Origin of the sequence: Streptomyces sp. TLI_053, assembly GCF_900105395.1 — a bacterium.
Taxonomy (GTDB): domain Bacteria; phylum Actinomycetota; class Actinomycetes; order Streptomycetales; family Streptomycetaceae; genus Kitasatospora.
The window spans coordinates 2,886,527-2,911,075 of the sequence record NZ_LT629775.1 but is presented as its reverse complement, the minus strand read 5'-3'; the positions used below and the strand labels follow the sequence as shown (position 1 = coordinate 2,911,075).

2 protein-coding genes (1 of these 2 running past the window's edge) are annotated in these 24,549 nt (G+C 73.0%); both read left to right on the top strand.

The window, feature by feature from the left end; all coding sequences use genetic code 11:
- The first annotated feature begins 2 nt into the window (after positions 1 to 2).
- Positions 3 to 21,368, top strand: a complete 21,366-nt coding sequence (locus tag BLU95_RS11310; RefSeq protein WP_093859906.1) for a non-ribosomal peptide synthetase — start codon at positions 3 to 5, stop codon at positions 21,366 to 21,368.
- On the top strand, positions 21,368 to 24,549 hold the beginning of the coding sequence (locus BLU95_RS45060; protein ID WP_093859905.1) for a non-ribosomal peptide synthase/polyketide synthase. The gene runs 23,104 nt beyond the window's last position; 3,182 of the gene's 26,286 nt are visible here — the first part of the coding sequence; its start codon is at positions 21,368 to 21,370; the stop codon falls past the right edge of the window. The genes BLU95_RS11310 and BLU95_RS45060 overlap by 1 nt, the downstream gene beginning before the upstream one ends.

The window sequence follows — 24,549 nt, the reverse complement described above, 5'->3', positions numbered from 1 at the left end:
CGATGATCCCCATGTCTTTCGCCCAGCGGCGGATGTGGCTCCAGTGGCGCGTGGAGGGAGCGAGCTCCACCTACAACAGCGCCACCGTCGTTCGCCTCACCGGACGGCTCGACCAGCAGGCCCTGGGCGCCGCCCTGCGTGACCTGATCGGCCGCCACGAGGCGCTGCGGACCGTCTTCCCCGAGGTGGACGGTGAGCCCGGCCAGCGGATCCTGGATCCCGCCGACCTGCCGTGGGAACTCGCCGTGGTGCGGGTGCTCGGGGCGGAAGACACGGGGCGGGCGCACCCCGGCCTGCCCGCGCTGCACGACCTCGCCTGGGACCGGGCGGTGCTGGACCTGCCCGCCGTCGAGGTGGCCGAAGCGCCGCCCGGCGCCGAGATCACCGCGGCGGAGCTCACCGGCGCCGTCGCCCGGGCCGCCCGGCACCCGTTCGACCTCGCCACCGAAGTGCCCGTCAGGGCCTGGCTGTTCGAGCTGACCGAGGACGAGCACGTCCTCGTCCTGGTACTGCATCACATCGCCACCGACGGCTGGTCGGGCGGCCCGCTCGCCCGCGACCTGTCCGCCGCCTACGCGGCCAGGTGCGCGGGGCGGGCCCCGCAGTGGGAGCCGCTGCCGATCCAGTACGCCGACTACGCGTACTGGCAGCGCGACCTGCTGGGCGACCCGCGCGACCCGGCCGCGCTGGGGTCGCGCCAGGTCGAGTACTGGCGCGACGCCCTGGCGGACGTCCCGGAGGAACTCGCCCTGCCCGCCGACCGCCCGCGCCCCGCGGAGGTCTCCCACCGGGGCCACGCGGTCGGCGTGAGCCTGTCGGCCGACACCCACCGCGCCCTCGCCGCCGTGGCCCGGGAGCGCCGCGCCACCCTGTTCATGGTGCTCCAGGCGGCCGTCGCCGTGACCCTCTCCCGGCTGGGCGCGGGCACCGACATCCCGATCGGCTCGCCCATCGCCGGGCGCACCGACGAGGCGCTGAACGACCTGATCGGCTGCTTCGTCAACACCCTCGTCGTGCGCACCGACCTGTCCGGCGACCCGACCTTCGCCGAGGTCGTGGACCGGGTGCGCGGCACCACCGTGGGCGCGTACGGCCACCAGGACGTGCCGTTCGAGCGCCTGGTGGAGGAGCTGGCCCCGTCCCGCTCGCTGGCCCGGCACCCGCTGTTCCAGGTCTTCCTCGCCCCGCTGGACATCGGCTCGTCCGTCGATCTGCCCGGTCTGCGCGGCGAGGCCCTGGTGCTCGGCCGCTCCGGCGCCAAGTTCGACCTGGAGGTCACGGTCGGCGAGGTCTTCGACGCCGACGGCGCGCCGGCCGGTATGCGCGGTGTGCTGATGGGCTCGGCCGACCTGTTCGACCACGACACGCTCCGTCGGCTTGCCGGGCGCCTGGTGCGGGTGCTGGAGGCGCTCGCCGCCGACCCCGCGCTGCGCCTGTCGGCGGTGGAGGTGGTGGATGCGGCGGAGCGTGCCTTGGTGGTGGGTGAGTGGAATGCCACGGCTGCTGTGCTGTCGGAGTTGTCGGTGTCGGAGGTGTTCGCGGCGCGGGTGGCGGAGTCGCCGGATGCGGTGGCTGTTGTCGGCGGTGATGTTGCCTGGTCGTACCGTGAGTTGGACGGGCGGGTCGGCCGTTTGGCGTCGGTGTTGGTGGAGTGCGGTGTCGGTGTGGAGTCGCCGGTTGCCGTGGTGATGGAGCGTTCGGCGGAGTTGGTGGTTGTGCTGCTGGCGGTGCTGAGGGCCGGTGGGGCGTTCGTGCCGGTGGATGTGGCGTGGCCGTCGGCGCGGGTGGAGGCCGTGTTGGCGGACGCTGCTCCGGTGTGTGTGGTGACGACGCGGGACCGGGTGTCGGAGCTTCCGGCCGGTGTTCCGGTGGTGCTCGCGGACGCGGTGCCGGACGGTGCGGTCAAGTCCGTTGTGCCGCTTGCCGGTTCGATCGACCGGGCGGCGTATGTGATGTATACGTCCGGTTCGACGGGTGTGCCGAAGGGTGTCGTGACGACGCAGCGGGATCTTGTCGCGCTGGCGTTGGACCGGTGCTGGGGTGCGTCGGCGGACATGCGGGTGCTGTTCCACGCGCCGCACGCCTTCGACGCTTCGTCCTACGAACTGTGGGTGCCGTTGCTGTCCGGTGGGACGGTCGTGGTGGCCGAGCCGGTCGCGCTGGACGCCGCCGCGCTGGCCGCCCTCGTGGCCCGCCGGGGGCTGACGCACGTGCATGTGACGGCGGGTCTGCTGCGGGTGCTGGCGGACCAGGATCCGGGGTGTTTCAAGGGTGTCCGTGAGGTCCTGACCGGTGGTGATGTCGTTCCGGCGGCGTCCGTGCGGCGCCTGCTGGAGCACAACGAAGGTCTTGTCGTCCGGCACCTGTACGGGCCGACCGAGGTGACGTTGTGCGCCACCCAGCACGAGGTCCGCGACGGCGTCGGCGACGTACTGCCGATCGGCCGTCCGCTGGACAACACCCGTACTTACGTGCTGGACGACGCGCTCGTTCCGGTTCCGGTCGGGGTGACGGGGGAGCTGTACGTGGCGGGCGTGGGTCTGGCGCGCGGGTATGCCCACCAGTCGGTTCTGACGGCGGAGCGTTTTGTTGCGGATCCGTTCGGTTCGGGGGAGCGTCTGTACCGCACGGGTGACCGTGTCCGCTGGACCGCCGAGGGGCGGCTCGTTTTCGCGGGGCGTGCGGATGCGCAGGTGAAGATCCGTGGCTTCCGGGTGGAGCCGGGTGAGGTGGAGGCGGTCGTCGCCGGTCACCCGCGGGTCGCCCAGGCGGCCGTGGTGGTCCGTGAGGACAGCCCGGGGGACAAGCGCCTGGTCGCCTATGTCGTCCCCGCCGAAGGCCTGGACCTGGACGCCCTGCGCGCCCACGTCTCCGAGCGCCTGCCCGCCTACATGGTCCCCTCCGCGTTCGTGCTGCTGGAGACGCTGCCGCTGACCGTCAACGGCAAACTGGACCGCAAGGCCCTGCCCGCGCCCAGCTACGAGGCGGGCGCCGGCCGGGCTCCGGCGGACGTGCGTGAGGAGCTGATTTGCCAGGCGTTCGCGGAGGTGCTGGGCCTGCCGCTGGTCGGCGTGGACGACGACTTCTTCGCCCTGGGCGGCCACTCCCTGCTCGCCGTCTCCCTGGTCGAGCGCCTGCGCTCGCGCGGCGTCACCGTCGCCGTGCGCGCCCTGTTCGCCACCCCGACCCCGGCGAGCCTGGCCCACGCCACCGGCGGGGAGCACCTGGCCGTCCCGGCCAACCTGATCCCGGCGGGCGCCACCGCGCTGACCCCGGCGATGCTGCCGCTGGTCGACCTCACCGACGCCGAACTCGCCACCGTCGTCGCCGCCGTCCCGGGCGGCGCGGCGAACATCGCGGACGTCTACCCGCTCGCCCCCCTCCAGGAAGGTATCTTCTTCGATCACCTGATGGCCGACCGGGAGGCCGGTGGCGACGCCTACCTGCTGCCCGTCTCGCTCGCCTTCGACTCCCGCCGGCGGCTGGACGCCTTCACCGAGGTGCTGCGCCGGGTGCTGGCCCGGCACGACGTCTACCGCACGGCGATCCTCTGGGAGGGCCTGCGCGAGCCCGTGCAGGTCGTGCTCCGCGAGGCCGCGCTGCCGGTCACCGAGGTCGCCCTCGACGCCGGGTGTGCGGACCCGGCGGAGGAGTTGCTGGCCGCGGCCGGCGGCTGGCTGGAGCTGGACCGGGCACCGCTGCTGAGCATGCACACCGCGGCGGAGCCGGGCACGGACCGGTGGCTGGCCGTCCTGCGCATCCACCACCTCGTCCAGGACCACACCGCACGTGACGTGCTGCTCGACGAGGTGCGGGCGTTCCTGTCCGGCCGCGCCGACGAGCTTCCGGAGCCGCTGCCGTACCGCGAGTTCGTTGCCCGGGCGCGCCTCGGGATGCCGCGCGAGGAGCACGAGCGTTACTTCGCCGAACTGCTCGGCGACGTCACCGAGACCACCACCCCGTTCGGCCTGACCGACCTGCTCGGCGACAACGCCGAGACGGAGCGCGGCCGGGTGCCGGTGGAGGAGGGGACCGCCCGCCGGACCCGTGAGACGGCCCGGTCGCTGGGCGTCAGCCCGGCCACTCTGTTCCACCTCGCCTGGGCCCGGGTGCTCGGGGCCGTCTCGGGCCGCGACGACGTCGTGTTCGGCACCGTGCTGTTCGGCCGTATGAGCGCCGGCGCCGGGGCGGACCGGGTGCCCGGCCTGTTCATCAACACCCTGCCGGTCCGGGTCCGCCTGGACGGGTTCTCGGTGGCGGAGGCGCTGGACGGGCTGCGCGGCCACCTGGCCGACCTGATGGTGCACGAGCACGCCCCGCTCGCCGTCGCCCAGGCGGCCAGCGGCCTGCCGGCCGGCGGCGGCGCGCTGTTCAGCTCGCTGTTCAACTACCGGCATGCCGGCCCCGCCGTCCAGGGGCCCGACACCCTGCTCGACGGCGTCACCGTCACCCAGACCCGGGAGGGCGCCGGCTTCCCGCTGAGCGCGGCCGTCGACGACGACGGCTCCCGCTTCGCCATCACGGTGCGCGCGCCCGGTCGGGTCGGCCCGCACCGGGTCGCCGCCATGCTGCACACGGCGCTCGACAACCTGCTGCGCGCCCTGACGGAGGCCCCGGACAGCCGGTTCACGACCGTGGACGTGCTGGACGACGCGGCCCGGCGCCAGGTGCTGGAGCAGTGGAACGAGACCGCGGTCGAGGTGCCGGACACGACGCTGCCGGAGCTGCTGGCCGCCCAGGCCGCGCGGACGCCGGACGCGACGGCCCTGCTGGTCGAGCGCGCCGACCCGTCCTCCGCCGCCCCGTCCTACGAGGAGCTGTCCTACGCGGAGCTGTGGACGCGGGTGAACCGCCTGGCCCGGCTGCTGGCCGGCCGCGGCGTCGGCCCGGAGTCGGCCGTCGCCGTCATGCTGGAGCGCTCCGTCGACCTGGTGGTGGCCGTGCTCGCCGTGGCCACCGCCGGCGGCGCCTACGTGGCGGTCGACCCGGAGCACCCGGCGGAGCGGGTGGCCGGCATGCTCGCCGACAGCGCGCCCGTCGCCGTCCTGACGTCCCGGCCGCTCGCCGCCGGCGTGCCGGCGTCCGCCGGGGTCCCGGTGCTGGCGCTGGACCACCCGGCGCTCGTCGAGGAGCTGGCCGCCCTGGACGGCTCGCCGCTGACCGACGCCGACCGGGTGTCTCCGCTGCTTCCGGACCACCCCGCCTACGTGCTGTTCACCTCGGGCTCGACGGGGCGGCCCAAGGGCGTGGCGACCGCGCACCGCGCGATCGTCAACCGCCTGCTGGGCATGCAGGACGCGTACGGCCTGACCACCGCCGACCGGCTGGTGCAGAAGACGCCGTTCGGCTTCGACGTCTCGGTCTGGGAGATCTTCTGGCCGCTGACGCAGGGCGCCTCCCTGGTGGTGGCCCGCCCGGGCGGCCACCGTGACCCGGCCTACCTGGCGGAGCTGGTGCGGGAGACCGGCGTCACCGTCGTGCACTTCGTGCCGTCGATGCTGGAGCTGTTCCTCCGCGAGCCGGGGGCGGCCGGCTGCACCGGCCTGCGGATCGTCTTCTCCGGCGGCGAGGGCCTGTCGGCGGCGCTGCGGGACCGCTTCCTGGCGGCGCTCGACGTGCCGCTGTACAACCAGTACGGCCCGACGGAGGCGGCGATCGACGTCACCGCGACGCGCTGCTCCGCCGAGGACGGCGCCCGGGTGACCATCGGCGCGCCGGTGACCAACACCCGGCTGTTCGTCCTGGACGGCCGGCTGCGCCCGGTCGCGCCCGGCGTGACGGGAGAGCTCTACCTGGCGGGCGCGCAGCTGGCCCGCGGCTACGTGGGCCGGGCCGCGCTGACGGCCGAGCGGTTCGTCGCCGACCCGTTCGGGCCGGTCGGCGAGCGGCTCTACCGCACCGGCGACCTGGTGCGGTGGACGGCGGACGGCGAGGTGGAGTACCTCGGACGCGGTGACGACCAGGTCAAGATCCGCGGGCAGCGGGTGGAGTTGGGCGAGATCGAGTCCGTGCTGGCCGCCCACGCGGCCGGCGCCCGGGTCGCCGTCACGGTCCACCAGGCCGCCCCGGGTGACGGCCGGCTGGTGGCCTACCTGGCCCCGGCCGAGGGCGGTACGGCCGCGGACGTCGATGTGGACGCGGTGCGCACGGACGCCGCGGAGCGGCTCCCCGCGCACATGGTGCCGTCGGTGTTCGTGGTGCTGGACGCGCTGCCGCTGACGGTGAACGGCAAGCTGGACCGCCGGGCGCTGCCCGCCCCGGACCTCGGCGCCGAGGCCGGCGGCGGCCGGGCGCCGGCCACCGTCCAGGAGGAGCTGGTCTGCCAGGGTTTCGCCGAGGTCCTCGGCCTGCCCTCGGTCGGCGTCGACGACAGCTTCTTCCTGCTCGGCGGCCACTCGCTGCTGGCCATCACCCTGGTGCAGTGGCTGCGGGCGCGCGGCATGACGGTTTCGGTGCGCACGCTGTTCGACGCGCCGACCCCGGCCGCGCTGGCCGTGGCGACCGGCCCGGCGGAACTCGTGGTGCCGCCGAACCTGATCCCCGCCGGCGCCACCGCGCTGACCCCGGCGATGCTGCCGCTGGTCGAGCTGACCGAGGCCGAGCTGGCGACCGTGGTCGCCGCCGTGCCGGGAGGTGCGGCGAACGTGGCGGACGTGTACCCGCTGGCGCCGTTGCAGGAGGGCATGTACTTCCACCACCTGCTGGCGGACCAGGACGGCGGCGACGTCTACCTGAAGCCCTCGGTGGTCGAACTCGACTCCCGCGAGCGGCTGGACGGATTCCTGCGGGCGCTCCAGTGGATGGTCGACCGGCACGACGTCTACCGCACCGCGATCATCTCCGAGGGCCTGCGCGAGCCGGTCCAGGTGGTCGTCCGCCGCGCTGAACTGCCGGTCACCGAGGTCGCGCTGGACCCGGCCGGCGCGGAGCCGGTCGAGCAGCTGCTCACCGCGGCCGGCGGCCGGCTGGACATGGACCGGGCGCCGCTGATGCGGGTGCACATCGCACCGCACGCGGACGGCCGGCGCTGGCTGGCGCTGTTGTCGATGCACCACATCGTCCGCGACCACACGACGATGGACACCCTGCTCGCCGAGGCGCGGGCCTTCCTGACGGACCGGACGGCGGAGCTGCCCGAGCCGTTGCCGTTCCGCGAGTTCGTCGCCCGGGCCCGCCTCGGCGTGCCGCGCGAGGAGCACCAGCGGTACTTCGCCGGGCTGCTCGGCGACGTCACCGAGCCCACCGCCCCGTACGGGATGCTGGACGTCCACGGCGACGGCAGCCGGGTCGCCCAGGCCAAGCTGCCCGTCGACGGCGAACTCGCCCGCCGTACCCGGGAGACGGCGCGGTCCCTGGGCGTCAGCCCGGCGACCGTCTTCCACCTGGTGTGGGCGCGGGTCCTCGGCGCGCTGGCCGGCCGCGACGACGTGGTCTTCGGCAGCGTCCTGTTCGGCCGGATGAACGCGGGCGCCGGCGCCGACCGGGTGCCCGGCCTGTTCATCAACACCCTGCCGGTGCGCGTTCGCCTCGCCGACCGGGGCGTCCGGGAGGCGGTCGACGGCCTGCGCGGCCAGCTCGCCGAACTGATGGTCCACGAGCACGCGCCGCTGACCCTGGCCCAGACGGCCAGCGGCCTGGCCGGCGGGACCCCGCTGTTCACCTCGCTCCTCAACTACCGGCACGTCCGGCCGGCCACCGGGACCGGCGAGAGGCTCGAAGGCATCACCAAGCTCTACTACGAGGACCGCACCAACTTCCCGCTGGACGTGGCCGTCGACGACGACGGCACCGGCTTCGCCGTGGTCGTCGAGGCCGTCGACCCGGCCGACCCCGAGTACGTCTGCGCCCTGGTGCACGCCTGCCTCGACGGGTTGGTCACGGCGCTGGAGCACGACCCTGCTTCGCGGGTGGGGTCGGTGGATGTGTTGGGTGAGGTTGAGCGTCGTCGGTTGTTGGTGGAGTGGAATGCCACGGGGGTGGCGGAGTCGGGTGGTCTGGTTCCGGGGTTGTTCTCGGAGCAGGCGGGGCGGACTCCGGATGCCGAGGCGGTGGTGTGTGGTGAGGTGGTGTTGTCGTACCGGGAGTTGGACGAGCGGTCGTCGCGGTTGGCGCGTCGTCTTGTGGGGCTCGGTGTGGGTCCGGAGTCGGTGGTGGCTCTGGTGTTGGGGCGTTCGCCCGAGTTGTTTGTGGCGATTTTGGGTGTGTTGAAGGCGGGGGGTGCGTATCTGCCGGTGGATCCGGAGTATCCGGGGGAGCGGATCGGGTTCACGTTGGCTGATGCGGGTCCGGTGCTGGTGGTGGCGGAGTCGTCGACGGTGGGTGTGGTGCCGGCTGGTGTTGGGGTGCCGGTGTTGGTGTTGGACGATCCTGCGGTGGTCGCCGAGGTGGGGGCTCTGGACGGGTCTCCGGTTTCGGACGGGGATCGGGTGGGGGGTCTTCTGGCGGGTCATCCGGCGTATGTGATTTATACGTCGGGTTCGACGGGTCGGCCGAAGGGTGTGGTGGTTTCGCATCGTGGGTTTGTGAATCTGTCGTTGTCGCACGGGCGTTTTGGTGTGGGTGCGGGTTCGCGGGTTGCGCAGTTCGCGTCGATGGGTTTCGACATGTTCTGTGAGGAGTGGTTGTTGGGGTTGTTGTCGGGTGCGGCGTTGGTGGTGGTTCCGGTGGATCGGCGTTTGGGTGCTGATTTCGCGGAGTTCTTGGTGGGTGCGGGGGTGACGCATGCGACGTTGCCGCCGGCGGTGGTGGCGACGGTGCCGGAGGGTGCGTTGCCGGTGGGGTTTGTGCTGGATGTGGGTGGTGAGGCGTTGCCGGGTGAGGTGGTGGCGCGGTGGTCGTCGGGTGGGCGGGTGATGTTCAACAGTTATGGGCCGACGGAGACGACGGTGAATGCGGCGGTGTGGCGTTGCCGGCCGGGGTTGGGGTCGGGGGGTGTGGTGCCGATCGGTTCGCCGATTGTGAATACGCGGGTGTATGTGTTGGATGATGCGCTTGTTCCGGTGCCGGTGGGTGTGACGGGTGAGTTGTATGTGTCGGGTGTGGGGTTGGCGCGGGGGTATTTGGGTCGTCAGGGTTTGACGGCGGAGCGTTTTGTGGCGTGTCCGTTCGAGTCCGGTGAGCGGATGTATCGGACGGGGGACCGGGTTTCGTGGGATGCGGAGGGGAATCTGGCGTTTGCGGGGCGTGTGGATGATCAGGTGAAGATCCGCGGGTTCCGGGTGGAGCTGGGTGAGGTCGAGGCTGTTCTGTTGGCGCAGGCTGCTGTTGCGCAGGTGGCGGTGGTGGTGCGTGAGGACGTGCCGGGGGACAGGCGTCTGGTGGCGTACGTGGTCGCGGACGGCGATGTCGATGTCGATGTGGAGGGGTTGCGTGCGGTGGCGGGGCAGCGTCTGCCCGCCTACATGGTGCCGTCGGCGTTCGTCGTCCTGGACGTGCTGCCGTTGACGGTGAACGGCAAGCTGGACCGTAGGGCGCTGCCTGCGCCCAGCTACGAGGCGGGCGGGGGCCGGGCTCCGGCGGACGCTCGTGAGGAGTTGGTCTGCCGGGCGTTCGCGGAGGTGCTGGGCCTGCCGGTGGTGGGTGTGGACGACGACTTCTTCGCTCTCGGCGGCCACTCCCTGCTGGTCGTGTCGCTCGCCGAGTGGCTGCGCTCGCGTGGTCTCGCGGTGCCGGTCCGGGCGCTGTTCCAGAACCCGACCCCGGCCTCCCTGGCACGCGTCGCCGGTACCGGACAGGTGGTCGTCCCGCCGAACCCGATCCCGGTCGGTGGTGTGGACGAGCTGACGCCGGAGCTGCTGCCGCTGGTCGACCTGACGGAGGCCGAGATCGCCCGCGTCGTGGCGGCCGTGCCGGGAGGTGCGGCGAACGTGGCGGACGTGTACCCGCTGGCGCCGTTGCAGGAGGGCATGTTCTTCCACCACCTGATGGCGGACCGTGAGGGCACCGACGTCTACGTCACGCCCACGCTGCTGGAGTTCGAGTCGCGCGAGCGTCTCGACGCCTTCCTCGACGCCCTGCGCTGGGTGGTCGGCCGCCACGACGTCTACCGGACCGCCATCGTCTGGGACGGACTGCGCGAGCCCGTCCAGGTCGTGCTCCGCGAGGTGGAACTGCCCGTCGAGGAGGTGCGCCTGGCCTCGGCCGACGGTGACGTCCTCGACCAGTTCCTCGCCGCCGGCGGTTCGTGGATGGACCTCGACCGGGCACCGCTGATGAACGTGCGGATCGCCCCCGAGCCGGGCGGGAACGGCTGGCTGGCGCTGCTGCGCGTCCACCACCTGATCCAGGACCACACGGCCCTGGAGGTGCTGGTCGACGAGGTGGAGGCCTACCTGGCGGACCGGACGGGAGAGCTGCCCGAGCCGCTGCCGTTCCGCGAGTTCGTCGCGCAGGCCCGCCTCGGCGTCTCCCGCGAGGAGCACGAGCGCTACTTCGCCGGCCTGCTCGGCGACGTCGAGGAGACCACCGCGCCGTACGGGATGCTGGACGTCCACAGCGACGGCACCCAGGTCACCAAGCAGCGCGTGGTCGTGGCCGAGGAGCTGTCCGAGCGCGTCCGCAAGGTCGCGCGGACGGTCGGTGTGAGTCCCGCGACGGTGTTCCACCTGGTGTGGGCGCGGGTCCTCGGCACGCTCTCCGGCCGCGACGACGTGGTCTTCGGCACCATCCTGTTCGGCCGGATGGACGCCGGCGCCGGTGCGGACCGGGTGCCCGGCCTGTTCATCAACACCCTGCCGGTCCGGGTCCGTCTGGCCGACGGGACGGTGGGGGAGGCGCTGGAGTCCATGCGCGGCCAGCTCGCCGAGCTGATGGTGCACGAGCACGCCCCGCTCGCGGCGGCGCAGGCGGCCAGCGGACTGCCGGGCGGCAGCCCGCTGTTCACCTCGATCTTCAACTACCGGTACGGCCGCTCCGAGCCGCGCAGCACCAGCCCGGCGCTGAGCGGCATCCAGGTGCGCTCCTTCCGCGACCTGACCAACTACCCGCTGGTGGCGTCGGTCGACGTCGAGGGGACGGGTTTCGCGATCACGGTGGACGCGGTCGCCCCCGTCGACCCGGCCCAGGTGACCACTCTCGTGCACACCTGCCTGGACGCGCTGGTCACCGCGATGGAGCAGGACTCCGGTACCCGCCTGTCGGCGGTGGAGGTGGTGGATGCGGCGGAGCGTGCCTTGGTGGTGGGTGAGTGGAATGCCACGGCTGCTGTGCTGTCGGAGTTGTCGGTGTCGGAGGTGTTCGCGGCGCGGGTGGCGGAGTCGCCGGATGCGGTGGCTGTTGTCTGCGGTGATGTTGCCTGGTCGTACCGTGAGTTGGACGGGCGGGTCGGCCGTTTGGCGTCGGTGTTGGTGGAGTGCGGTGTCGGTGTGGAGTCGCCGGTTGCCGTGGTGATGGAGCGTTCGGCGGAGTTGGTGGTCGTGCTGCTGGCGGTGCTGAGGGCCGGTGGGGCGTTCGTGCCGGTGGATGTGGCGTGGCCGTCGGCGCGGGTCGAGGCTGTGCTCGCGGACGCTGCTCCGGTGTGTGTGGTGACGACGCGGGACCGGGTGTCGGAGCTTCCGGCCGGTGTTCCGGTGGTGTTGGCGGATGCGGTGCCGGACGGTCATGGTGAGGTTCCGTCGGTCGTTGGGTTGTTGGACCGGGCGGCGTATGTGATGTACACGTCCGGTTCGACGGGTGTGCCGAAGGGTGTCGTGACGACGCAGCGGGATCTTGTCGCGCTGGCGTTGGACCGGTGCTGGGGTGCGTCGGCGGACATGCGGGTGCTGTTCCACGCGCCGCACGCCTTCGACGCTTCGTCCTACGAACTGTGGGTGCCGTTGCTGTCCGGTGGGACGGTCGTGGTGGCCGAGCCGGTCGCGGTGGACGCCGCCGCGCTGGCCGCCCTCGTGGCCCGCCGGGGGCTGACGCACGTGCATGTGACGGCGGGTCTGCTGCGGGTCCTGGCGGACCAGGATCCGGGGTGTTTCAAGGGTGTCCGTGAGGTCCTGACCGGTGGTGATGTCGTTCCGGCGGCGTCCGTGCGTCGTCTGCTGGAGCACAACGAAGGTCTTGTCGTCCGGCACCTGTACGGGCCGACCGAGGTGACGTTGTGCGCCACCCAGCACGAGGTCCGCGACGGCGTCGGCGACGTACTGCCGATCGGCCGTCCGCTGGACAACACCCGTACTTACGTGCTGGACGACGCGCTCGTTCCGGTTCCGGTCGGGGTGACGGGGGAGCTGTACGTGGCGGGCGTGGGTCTGGCGCGCGGGTATGCCCACCAGTCGGTTCTGACGGCGGAGCGTTTTGTTGCGGATCCGTTCGGTTCGGGGGAGCGTCTGTACCGCACGGGTGACCGTGTCCGTTGGACCGCCGAGGGGCGGCTCGTTTTCGCGGGGCGTGCGGATGCGCAGGTGAAGATCCGGGGTTTCCGGGTGGAGCCGGGTGAGGTGGAGGCGGTCGTCGCCGGTCACCCGCGGGTCGCGCAGGCGGCCGTGGTGGTCCGTGAGGACAGCCCGGGGGACAAGCGCCTGGTCGCCTATGTCGTCCCCGCCGAAGGCCTGGACCTGGACGCCCTGCGCGCCCATGTCTCCGAGCGCCTGCCCGCCTACATGGTCCCCTCCGCGTTCGTGCTGCTGGAGGTGCTGCCGCTGACCGTCAACGGCAAGCTCGACCGGCGCGCGCTGCCGGCGCCGGAGTACGTCTCCGGCGCGGGTCGCGCCCCGGCCGGCGTGCGTGAGGAGCTGATCTGCCAGGTCTTCGCGGAGGTGCTGGGCCTGCCGCTGGTCGGCGTGGACGACGACTTCTTCGCGCTCGGCGGTCACTCGCTGCTGGCCACGCGCCTGGTGAGCCGGGTGCGGTCGGTGCTCGGGGTGGAGCTGTCCATCCGGGCACTGTTCGACGCCCCGACCCCGGCCGGGCTGGCCGCGTTGCTGGTCCGCGCCGAACCCGGTCGGGCGAAGCTGACCGAGGGCGTCCGCCCGGAGCGGGTGCCGCTCTCCTTCGCGCAGCAGCGCCTCTGGTTCCTCGGTCAGTTGGAGGGGCCGAGCGCCTCGTACAACATCCCGGTGGCGCTGCGCCTCTCGGGCGGGCTGGACCGGGAGGCGTTGGACGCGGCGCTGCGGGACGTGGTCGGCCGGCACGAGGTGCTGCGCACTGTCTTCCCGATGGCCGACGGCCGCCCGTTCCAGCGGGTGCTGTCCCTCGAGGAGTCCGGCTTCGCGCTGACGGTCGCCGAGGTGGCGCCGGAGCGGCTGGAGGCGGAGGTGGCCCGCGCGGCCGGCCACGCCTTCGACTTCGCCGTCGAGGTGCCGGTCCGGGCCTGGCTGTTCACCGAGGCGCCGCAGGAGCACGTCCTCGTCCTGGTCGTCCACCACATCGCCACCGACGGCTGGTCGATGGGCCCGCTGGCTCGGGATCTGTCCCTCGCCTATGCGGCCCGGCTGGCCGGCCGGGCGCCGGAGTGGACCGCGCTGCCCGTGCAGTACGCGGACTACGCGCTCTGGCAGCGGGAGCTGCTGGGCTCGGAGGAGGACAGCGAGAGTTTGATCGCGCGCCAGGTGGAGTACTGGCGGGCGAGCCTGGAGGGGGCGCCGGAGGAGCTGGCGCTGCCGCTCGACCACGCGCGTCCGGCGGTCGCCTCGCACCGTGGCCACGTCGTCCCGCTGCGGCTGCCGGCCGACCTCCACGGCGACCTGCTGCGCGTGGCCAAGGCGCAGGGCGTCACCCTCTACATGGCGGTTCAGACCGCCCTGACGGTCGCGCTGGCCAAGCTGGGCGCGGGTACCGACATCCCGGTCGGCACGGCGGTTGCCGGTCGCACGGACCAGGCGTTGGACGAGCTGGTCGGCTTCTTCGTGAACACGCTGGTGCTGCGTACCGACCTGTCCGGGAACCCGACGCTGGCCGACCTGCTCGGCCGCGTCCGGGAGACCAGCCTGGAGGCCTTCGCCCACCAGGACGTCCCGTTCGACCGGCTGGTGGAGGAGCTCTCTCCGTCCCGCTCGCTGGCCCGGCACCCGCTGTTCCAGGTCATGCTCACCGTGCAGAACACGGCGGCGGCGCCCGGCAGCGGTTCGTCGCCCGCCGAGCTGCGGGGTCTGCGGACCGAGCTGATGCCGCTCGGCGTCGGCGCGGCCAACTTCGACCTGGACATGAGCCTGGGCGAGGCCTTCGATCCGGAGGGCGCCCCGGCCGGCCTGCGAGGCTCGCTGACCGTGGCGGCGGACCTGTTCGACCCGGCGACGGCCGAGCGGATCGCGCGGAGTCTCCAGTCCGCCCTGCGGATCCTGGCCGACGCACCCGACACCCGCCTGTCGGCGGTGGAGGTGGTGGATGCGGCGGAGCGTGCCTTGGTGGTGGGCGGGTGGAATGCCACGGCTGCTGTGCTGTCGGAGTTGTCGGTGTCGGAGGTGTTCGCGGCGCGGGTGGCGGAGTCGCCGGATGCGGTGGCTGTTGTCGGCGGTGATGTTGCCTGGTCGTACCGTGAGTTGGACGGGCGGGTCGGCCGTTTGGCGTCGGTGTTGGTGGAGTGCGGTGTCGGTGTGGAGTCGCCGGTTGCCGTGGTGATGGAGCGTTCGGCGGAGCTGGTGGTCGTGCTGCTGGCGGTGCTGAGGGCCGGTGGGGCGTTCGTGCCGGTGGATGTGGCGTGGCCGTCGGCGCGGGTCGAGGCCGTGTTGGCGGATGCCCGACCGGTGTGTGTGGTGACGACGCGGGACCGGGTGTCGGAGCTTCCGGCCGGTGTTCCGGTGGTGCTCGCGGACGCGGTGCCGGACGGTGCGGTCAAGTCCGTTGTGCCGCTTGCCGGTTCGATCGACCGGGCGGCGTATGTGATGTATACGTCCGGTTCGACGGGTGTGCCGAAGGGTGTCGTGACGACGCAGCGGGATCTTGTCGCGCTGGCGTTGGACCGGTGCTGGGGTGCGTCGGCGGACATGCGGGTGCTGTTCCACGCGCCGCACGCCTTCGACGCTTCGTCCTACGAACTGTGGGTGCCGCTGCTGTCCGGCGGGACCGTCGTCGTGGCCGAGCCGGTGGCGGTGGATGCTGCGGTGCTGCGGGAGTCGGTCGCCCGTTACGGGCTGACGCACGTGCATGTGACGGCGGGTCTGCTGCGGGTGCTGGCCGACCAGGATCCGGGGTGTTTCAAGGGTGTCCGTGAGGTCCTGACCGGTGGTGATGTCGTTCCGGCGGCGTCCGTGCGGCGCCTGCTGGAGCACAATTCGGGTCTTGTCGTCCGGCACCTGTACGGGCCGACCGAGGTGACGTTGTGCGCCACCCAGCACGAGGTCCGCGACGGCGTCGGTGAGGTGCTGCCGATCGGCCGTCCGCTGGACAACACCCGTACTTACGTGCTGGACGACGCGCTCGTTCCGGTTCCGGTCGGGGTGACGGGCGAGCTGTACGTCGCCGGTACCGGGTTGGCCCGCGGCTACGCAGGCCGTCCCGCCCTCACGGCGGAACGTTTCATCGCTGATCCGTTCGGTTCGGGGGAGCGTCTGTACCGCACGGGTGACCGTGTCCGCTGGACCGCCGAGGGGCGGCTCGTTTTCGCGGGGCGTGCGGATGCGCAGGTGAAGATCCGTGGCTTCCGGGTGGAGCCGGGTGAGGTGGAGGCGGTCGTCGCCGGTCACCCGCGGGTCGCCCAGGCGGCCGTGGTGGTCCGTGAGGACAGCCCGGGGGACAAGCGTCTGGTCGCCTACCTCGTCCCCGGCGACGGCCTGGAGGTGGACGCGGTGCGCGCCCATGTCTCCGAGCGCCTGCCCGCGTACATGGTCCCCTCCGCGTTCGTGCTGCTGGACGTGCTGCCGCTGACCGTCAACGGCAAGCTCGACCGGCGCGCGCTGCCGGCGCCGGAGTACGTCTCCGGCGCGGGCCGGGCTCCGGCCGGCGTGCGCGAGGAGCTGATCTGCCAGGCGTTCGCCGAGGTCCTCGGACTCGCGGCGGTCGGCGTGGACGACGACTTCTTTGCCCTGGGCGGCCACTCCCTGCTCGCGGTCTCCCTGGTCGAGCGCCTGCGCTCGCGCAACGTCGGTGTCTCGGTGCGGGCGCTGTTCGCCACCCCGACCCCCGCCGGCCTGGCGGCGGTCGCGGGACCGGCGCAGGTCGTCGTGCCCCCGAACGCCATCCCGGCGGGCGCGACCGCGCTGACCCCGGCGATGCTGCCGCTGGTCGACCTCACCGACGCCGAACTCGCCACCGTCGTCGCCGCCGTCCCGGGCGGCGCGGCGAACATCGCGGACGTCTACCCGCTCGCCCCCCTCCAGGAAGGCTTGTTCTTCCACCACCTGATGGCCGACCGGGACGCCGGGGACACCTATGTCCTGCCGACGACCCTGGCGTTCGACGACCGGGAGCGGCTCGACGCCTTCCTCGCGGCGCTCCAGCGCGTGGTGGCCCGGCACGACATCTACCGCACGGCGATCCTCTGGGACGGTCTGCGCGAGCCCGTCCAGGTCGTGCTCCGCGAGGCCGCCCTGCCGGTCACCGAGGTCGTGCCGGACCCAGCCGGCTCGCCGGTGGCCGAGCAGTTGCAGGCCGCGGCCGGCGGCTGGCTGGAGCTGGACCGGGCGCCGCTGATGACGGCCCATGTCGCGGCGGAGCCGGGCACGGACCGGTGGCTGGCGCTGCTGCGCATCCACCACCTCGTCCAGGACCACACCGCTCTGGAGATCCTGCTCGACGAGCTGCGGGCGTTCCTCTCCGGGCGCGCCGACGAGCTGCCCGACCCGCTGCCGTTCCGCGAGTTCGTCGCCCAGGCCCGCCTCGGCGTGCCGCGCGAGGAGCACGAGCGCCACTTCGCCGAACTGCTCGGCGACGTCACCGAGACCACCGCCGCGTTCGGCCTGACCGACGTGCACGGCGACAACGCCGGCACCGAGCGCAGCCGGATGCCGGTGGACGAGGGGACGGCCCGCCGGACCCGTGAGACGGCGCGGTCGCTGGGCGTCAGCCCGGCCACCGTCTTCCACCTCGCCTGGGCCCGGGTGCTGGCGGCCGTCTCGGATCGCGACGACGTCGTGTTCGGCACCGTGCTGTTCGGCCGGATGAACGCCGGCGCCGGCGCGGACCGGGTGCCGGGGCTCTTCCTCAACACCCTGCCGGTCCGGGTCCGCTTCGACGGCGGGACCGTGGCCGGGGCGCTGGCCGGGCTGCGCGAGCAGCTGGCCGACCTGCTGGTGCACGAGCACGCCCCGCTCGCCGTCGCCCAGACGGCCAGCGGCCTGCCGGGCGGCAGCCCGCTGTTCAGCGCGCTGTTCAACTACCGCTACTCGGCGCCGTCGTCGTCGGCGCCGGAGCACGCGGACGCGCTGGCCGGCGTGCGGGTGCTGCGCACCAAGGAGGGCACCAACTACCCGGTGAGCGTGTCCGTAGACGACGACGGGACCGGGTTCGCCATCACGGCGGACGCGCCCGCCGCGGTCGGCGCGGACCGGGTCCGCGCCCTGCTGGAAACGGCGCTGGACAACCTGGCGGACGCGCTGGAGCGGACGCCGGACGCCCCGCCGACGGCGGTGGAGGTGCTGCGGCCCGCCGAGCGGCTGCGGCTGCTGGAGGCGTTCTCCGCCGAGGCGCAGGCCCGGCCGCAGACCCTGGCGGCGCTGCGCGAGCGGTACGGCGTCGAGCCGGCCGGCGCGTACGTGCTCGACGGCGGCCTGCGGCTGGTGCCGGCGGGTGCGACGGGCGAGCTGTACCTGGCGGGCGTGGCCGGGCCGGAGGGCGGGCGGAACCTCGCCGACCCGTTCAACCCGGGCGGGGCGATGCTGCGCACCGGTGACCGGGTCCGCTGGAGCGCGGACGGCCGACTGGAGTTCCCGGCCGCGACGGCCGAGGCGGCCGGGCCCGCCGCGCCGGAGGACGGCGCGGCGTCCACCGGCGCCGGCCGCCGGCCGTCCGGTCCGCGCGAGGAACTGCTCTGCCAGGTCTTCGCCGAGATCCTCGGCCTGCCGTCGGTCGGTGTCGACGACAACTACTTCCTGCTCGGCGGGCAGTCGCTGATGGCGACCCGGCTGGTCGGCCGGCTCCGGGCGGTGCTCGGTGTCGAGGTGCCGATCCGGGCGCTGTTCGAGAACCCGACCCCGGCAGGTCTGGCCGCCGGGCTGGCGCAGGCCGCGCCGGGACGCGCCGCGCTGGTCGCCCGGCCGCGCCCGGAGCGGGTGCCGCTCTCCTTCGCCCAGCAGCGGCTCTGGTTCCTCGGCCAGCTGGAGGCTTCCAGCGCCACCTACACCAACACCACCGCGCTGCGGCTCTCCGGTTCGCTGGACCGGGAGGCGCTCGGCTCGGCGCTGCGGGACCTGGTCGGGCGTCACGAGATCCTGCGCACGGTGCTCCCCGTCGAGGACGGCGAGCCCTACCAGCGGATCCTCCCGGCGGACGAGGCCGGCATCGAGCTGACCGTCGTCGAGGTGGCGCCGGGCGGCCTGGCCGCCCGGCTGGCGCAGGTGGGCGAGTACCCGTTCGACCTCGCCACCGAGATCCCCATCCGGGCCTGGCTCCTCGCGGAGGCGCCCGAGGAGCACGTCCTGGTGCTGGCGGTCCACCACAGCGCCACCGACGGCTGGTCGATGGGCCCGCTGGCCCGCGACCTGACCACCGCCTACACCGCCCGGCTGCGGGGGGAGGCCCCGTCCTGGGCGCCGCTGCCCGTCCAGTACGCGGACTACGCGATCTGGCAGCGCGAGCTGCTGGGCGGCGGGAGCGACCCGGACAGCGTGCTGGCCGGGCAGATGGCCCACTGGCGCGAGGCGCTGGCCGGGCTGCCGGAGGAGATCGCGCTGCCGGAGACCCGCCCCCGCCCGGCCGTCCCCACCCACCGGGCGGGCGACCTGCCGGTGCGGATCGGCCCGGAGCTGCACCGCGGCATCCTGGAGCTGGCCAAGGCCGAGGGCGCGACCGTCTTCATGGTGGTGCAGGCGGCGCTGGCCGCCCTTCTCAGCGGGCTCGGGGCCGGCGAGGACGTGCCGATCGGCGCCGCGGTCGCGGGCCGGGTGGACGACGCGCTGGACGACCTGATCGGCTTCTTCGTCAACATGCTGGTGCTGCGCACCGACGTGTCGGGCGATCCGACCTTCGGCGAGCTGCTGCGACGCGTGCGCGGCGCCGACCTGGCCGCGTACGCCAACCAGGACGTGCCGTTCGACTACGTGGTGGAGCAGCTGACCCCCGAGCGCTCGACGGCCCGCCAGCCGCTGTTCCAGGTCGCGCTGGTGGTGCAGAACACCCCCAGGAGCGAGCTGCGGATGCCCGGCCTGGCCATCGCCTCGGAGCCGGTCGCGGTCGGCGGGGCGCGCTCGGACCTGATGCTGAGCCTCGCCGAGCGGGTGGACGAGGACGGCGCCCCTGCCGGCCTCGGTGGCGCGCTGCAGTTCAGCGCCGACCTGCTGGACCGGGGGACCGCGCGCGAGCTGGCCGACCGCCTGGTGCGGCTGCTGGAGCACGTGGTCGCCGACCCCGGGCAGCCGCTGAGCCGGATCCCGCTGGTGACCGACGGCGAGCGCCGGGCGCTGCTGGACCTGGGCGCCGGTACCGCGCACCAGGTGCACGGCGCGGGCGGCGCGACCCTGCCGGAGCTGTTCGCGGCCCAGGTCGCGCGGAACCCGCGGGCCGTCGCGCTGGTCCAGGGCGATCAGGAACTCTCCTACGGGGAGCTGGACCAGCGGGCCGAGCGCCTCGCCCGGCTGCTGGCCGCCCGCGGCATCGGGCCGGAGTCGGTCGTGGCGGTGGCCATGGGGCACTGCGTCGAGCTGGTCGTCGCCTTCCTGGCGATCGCCAAGGCCGGGGCCGTCTACCTGCCGGTGGACCCGGCGCACCCGGCCGACCGGATCGGGTACATGGTCGCCGACGCCCGCCCGGTCCACGCGCTGACCACCGAGGCCGACCGGGCGGCACTGCCCCCGTCGGCCGGCCTCCCGGTCACGGTGCTCGGCACCGCCGAGGCCGAGGCGGAACTCGCGGCCTCCCACGCCTGCGGGTCCGCCGCCGCCCCGCTGCCGGCGCCGCGCCCCGAGCAGGCCGCGTACGTCATCTACACCTCGGGCTCCACCGGCCGCCCCAAGGGCGTCGTGGTCTCGCACACCGGTCTCGCGAACCTGGTCGCCGCCCAGGTCGAGCGGCTCGGGGTGACGGACGCTTCCCGGGTGCTGCAGTTCGCCTCGGTCGGCTTCGACGCGGCCGTCTGGGAGCTGGTGATGGCGCTGTGCACCGGTGCCCGCCTGGTGGTGGCCCCGTCCGGGGACCTGCTCCCCGGCGCCGGGCTCGCCGAGGTGATCGCCCGCCACCGGGTCACCCACGCGACGCTGCCGCCGGCCGTGCTGGCGCTGCTGTCGCCGGAGGACCTGGCCTCCGTCACCGCCCTGGTGTCGGCCGGCGAGGCGCTCGGCGAGGACCTGCCCGCCCGCTGGGCGCCAGGACGGCGGTTCATCGACGCCTACGGGCCCACCGAGACCACCGTCTGCGCCACCATGTCGGACCCGCTGGTGCCGGGCGAGCCGGTGACCATCGGCGGGGCCGTCACCGGCACCACCGTCCTGCTGCTCGACGACGCGCTGCGCCCGGTCCCGGCCGGCGTGCTCGGCGAGCTGTACGTGGCCGGGCCCGCGCTGGCCCGCGGCTACCAGGGCCGGTCGGACCTGACGGCGGAGCGCTTCGTCGCCGACCCGTACGGCTCCGGACGGCGGATGTACCGCACCGGCGACCGCGCCCGCTGGGACGAGCAGGGCCGGCTGCTGTACGCCGGACGGGCCGACGACCAGGTGAAGATCCGCGGCTTCCGGGTGGAACCGCGCGAGGTGGAGGCGGTGCTCACCGGGCACCCGGACGTCGCGCGGGCCGTGGTGACTGTTCAAGTGCAGTCGGGTGAGCAGCGGTTGATCGCCTATCTCGTGGCGGCCGACCGTGGTTATGGTGAGCGCGCCCTCGGCGATCACGGCACCGGTGACCTGACGGCAGCGGTGCGCGGCTACGCCGCGGAGCGGCTGCCCCGGTACATGCTGCCCGCCGCGATCGTGGAGTTGTCGGCGTTGCCGCTGACGGTGAACGGCAAGCTCGACCACCGGGCGCTGCCGGCACCGGACCTCGGCGCCGCCGCCGGCACCGGCCGGGCGCCGGCCACGGCCGAGGAGAAGGCGGTGTGCTCGGTGTTCGCCGAGATCCTCGGGCTGCCCGAGGTCGGTGCGGACGACGACTTCTTCGCCATGGGCGGGCACTCCCTGCTGGCGACCCGGCTGCTCAGCCGGGTGCGTTCGGTGACGGGGGCCGACGTGCCGGTCCGTGTGCTGTTCGAGAACCCGACGCCCGCGGCCCTCGCCGTCTGGATCACCGCCCAGGCAGGCACCAGGAGCAAGAGGAAGAGCCGGCCGGCACTGCGGCCGATGCGCAAGCAGGAGGAGAACTGATGTTTCCGTTGTCGTTCGCGCAGCGGCGGTTGTGGTTCCTGGGCCGGCTGGAGGGCCCGAGCGCGGCCCACAACATCCCTGTGGTCCTGCGGCTCTCCGGGACGCTCGACCGTGCGGCCTTCGGCGCAGCCCTGCGCGATGTGATCGGCCGTCACGAGGTGCTGCGCACCGTCTACCCGGCGGTCGACGGGACGCCGCAGCAGCAGATCCTCCCGCTGGACGAGGCCGGATTCCAGCTGGTCACCGCCGAGGTGGCGCCGGCGGAGCTGGCGGGCGAGGTGGCCCGGGCGACCGGTCACGCCTTCGACTTCGCGGTGGAGATCCCGGTCCGGGCCTGGCTGTTCAGCGAGGCCCCGGACGAGCACGTGCTGGTCTTCGTGGTGCACCACATCGCCGCCGACGGCTGGTCGATGGGCCCGCTGATGCGCGACCTGTCGGCGGCCTACCGGGCCCGGCTGGCCGGGCGGGCGCCGGGCTGGGAGCCGCTGCCGGTCCAGTACGCGGACTACGCGCTCTGGCAGCGCGAGCTGCTCGGCGAGGAGGACGACCCGGAGAGCCTGCTCAACGAGCAGGTGGGCTACTGGCGGGACACCCTCGCCGGCGTGCCCGAGGAACTGACCCTGCCGACCGACCGGCCGCGCCCGGCGACCGCCTCCTACCGGGGCGTCACCGCGACCTTCGACGTCCCGGCCGCCGCTCACGGGCGGCTGCTGGACGTGGTCAGGGAGAACGGCTCCACCCTCTTCATGGGCCTGCACGCCGCCCTGGCGATCCTGCTGTCCCGGCTCGGCGCGGGCACCGATCTGCCGATCGGCACGGTCGTCGCCGGCCGCAACGACGAGGGCCTGGACGACCTGGTCGGTTGCTTCGTCAACAACCTGGTGATCCGCTCCGACGTGTCCGGCGCCCCGACCTTCGCCGAGGTGCTGCGCCGGGTGCGGGAGTCCGTCCTGGACGCGTTCGCCCACCAGGACGTTCCGTTCGAGAAGCTGGTCGAAGACCTCGCCCCGGCCCGCTCGATGGCCCGCCACCCGCTCTTCCAGGTGATGGCCACCGTGCAGAGCGCCGACCTCGTCTCCAAGCGCGGCGCCGGCCGCTCGCTGGACCTGCCCGGACTGCGGGTCGGCCCGCTGACCGGGACCCACGAGATGGGCGAGTTCGACCTCGACATCGTCCTCATGGAGCGCTTCGACGAGTCCGGCCGCCCGGCCGGCCTCACCGGCACCGTCATCGGCGCGGCCGACCTCTTCGACGCCGCCACCGTCGAGCGGACGGCCGCCCAACTGGCCCGCGTCCTGGAGGCCGTGGCCCTGGACCCCGGTGTCCGGGTGGGGTCGGTGGATGTGTTGGGTGAGGTTGAGCGTCGTCGGTTGTTGGTGGAGTGGAATGCCACGGGGGTGGCGGAGTCGGGTGGTCTGGTTCCGGGGTTGTTCTCGGAGCAGGCGGGGCGGACTCCGGATGCCGAGGCGGTGGTGTGTGGTGAGGTGGTGTTGTCGTACCGGGAGTTGGACGAGCGGTCGTCGCGGTTGGCGCGTCGTCTTGTGGGGCTCGGTGTGGGTCCGGAGTCGGTGGTGGCTCTGGTGTTGGGGCGTTCGCCCGAGTTGTTTGTGGCGATTTTGGGTGTGTTGAAGGCGGGGGGTGCGTATCTGCCGGTGGATCCGGAGTATCCGGGGGAGCGGATCGGGTTCACGTTGGCTGATGCGGGTCCGGTGCTGGTGGTGGCGGAGTCGTCGACGGTGGGTGTGGTGCCGGCTGGTGTTGGGGTGCCGGTGTTGGTGTTGGACGATCCTGCGGTGGTCGCCGAGGTGGGGGCTCTGGACGGGTCTCCGGTTTCGGACGGGGATCGGGTGGGGGGTCTTCTGGCGGGTCATCCGGCGTATGTGATTTATACGTCGGGTTCGACGGGTCGGCCGAAGGGTGTGGTGGTTTCGCATCGTGGGTTTGTGAATCTGTCGTTGTCGCACGGGCGTTTTGGTGTGGGTGCGGGTTCGCGGGTTGCGCAGTTCGCGTCGATGGGTTTCGACATGTTCTGTGAGGAGTGGTTGTTGGGGTTGTTGTCGGGTGCGGCGTTGGTGGTGGTTCCGGTGGATCGGCGTTTGGGTGCTGATTTCGCGGAGTTCTTGGTGGGTGCGGGGGTGACGCATGCGACGTTGCCGCCGGCGGTGGTGGCGACGGTGCCGGAGGGTGCGTTGCCGGTGGGGTTTGTGCTGGATGTGGGTGGTGAGGCGTTGCCGGGTGAGGTGGTGGCGCGGTGGTCGTCGGGTGGGCGGGTGATGTTCAACAGTTATGGGCCGACGGAGACGACGGTGAATGCGGCGGTGTGGCGTTGCCGGCCGGGGTTGGGGTCGGGGGGTGTGGTGCCGATCGGTTCGCCGATTGTGAATACGCGGGTGTATGTGTTGGATGATGCGCTTGTTCCGGTGCCGGTGGGTGTGACGGGTGAGTTGTATGTGTCGGGTGTGGGGTTGGCGCGGGGGTATTTGGGTCGTCAGGGTTTGACGGCGGAGCGTTTTGTGGCGTGTCCGTTCGAGTCCGGTGAGCGGATGTATCGGACGGGGGACCGGGTTTCGTGGGATGCGGAGGGGAATCTGGCGTTTGCGGGGCGTGTGGATGATCAGGTGAAGATCCGCGGGTTCCGGGTGGAGCTGGGTGAGGTCGAGGCTGTTCTGTTGGCGCAGGCTGCTGTTGCGCAGGTGGCGGTGGTGGTGCGTGAGGACGTGCCGGGGGACAGGCGTCTGGTGGCGTACGTGGTCGCGGACGGCGATGTCGATGTCGATGTGGAGGGGTTGCGTGCGGTGGCGGGGCAGCGTCTGCCCGCCTACATGGTGCCGTCGGCGTTCGTCGTCCTGGACGTGCTGCCGTTGACGGTGAACGGCAAGCTGGACCGTAGGGCGCTGCCTGCGCCCAGCTACGAGGCGGGCGGGGGCCGGGCTCCGGCGGACGCTCGTGAGGAGTTGGTCTGCCGGGCGTTCGCGGAGGTGCTGGGCCTGCCGGTGGTGGGTGTGGACGACGACTTCTTCGCTCTCGGCGGCCACTCCCTGCTGGTCGTGTCGCTGGTGGAGCGGCTCCGTGCCCACGGCCTGTCCGTCCCCGTCCGCGCACTGTTCGCGACACCCACGCCCGCCGGGCTCGCCGCCGAAGCGGGCGCGGCCCGCATCGTGGTGCCGCCGAACCCGATCCC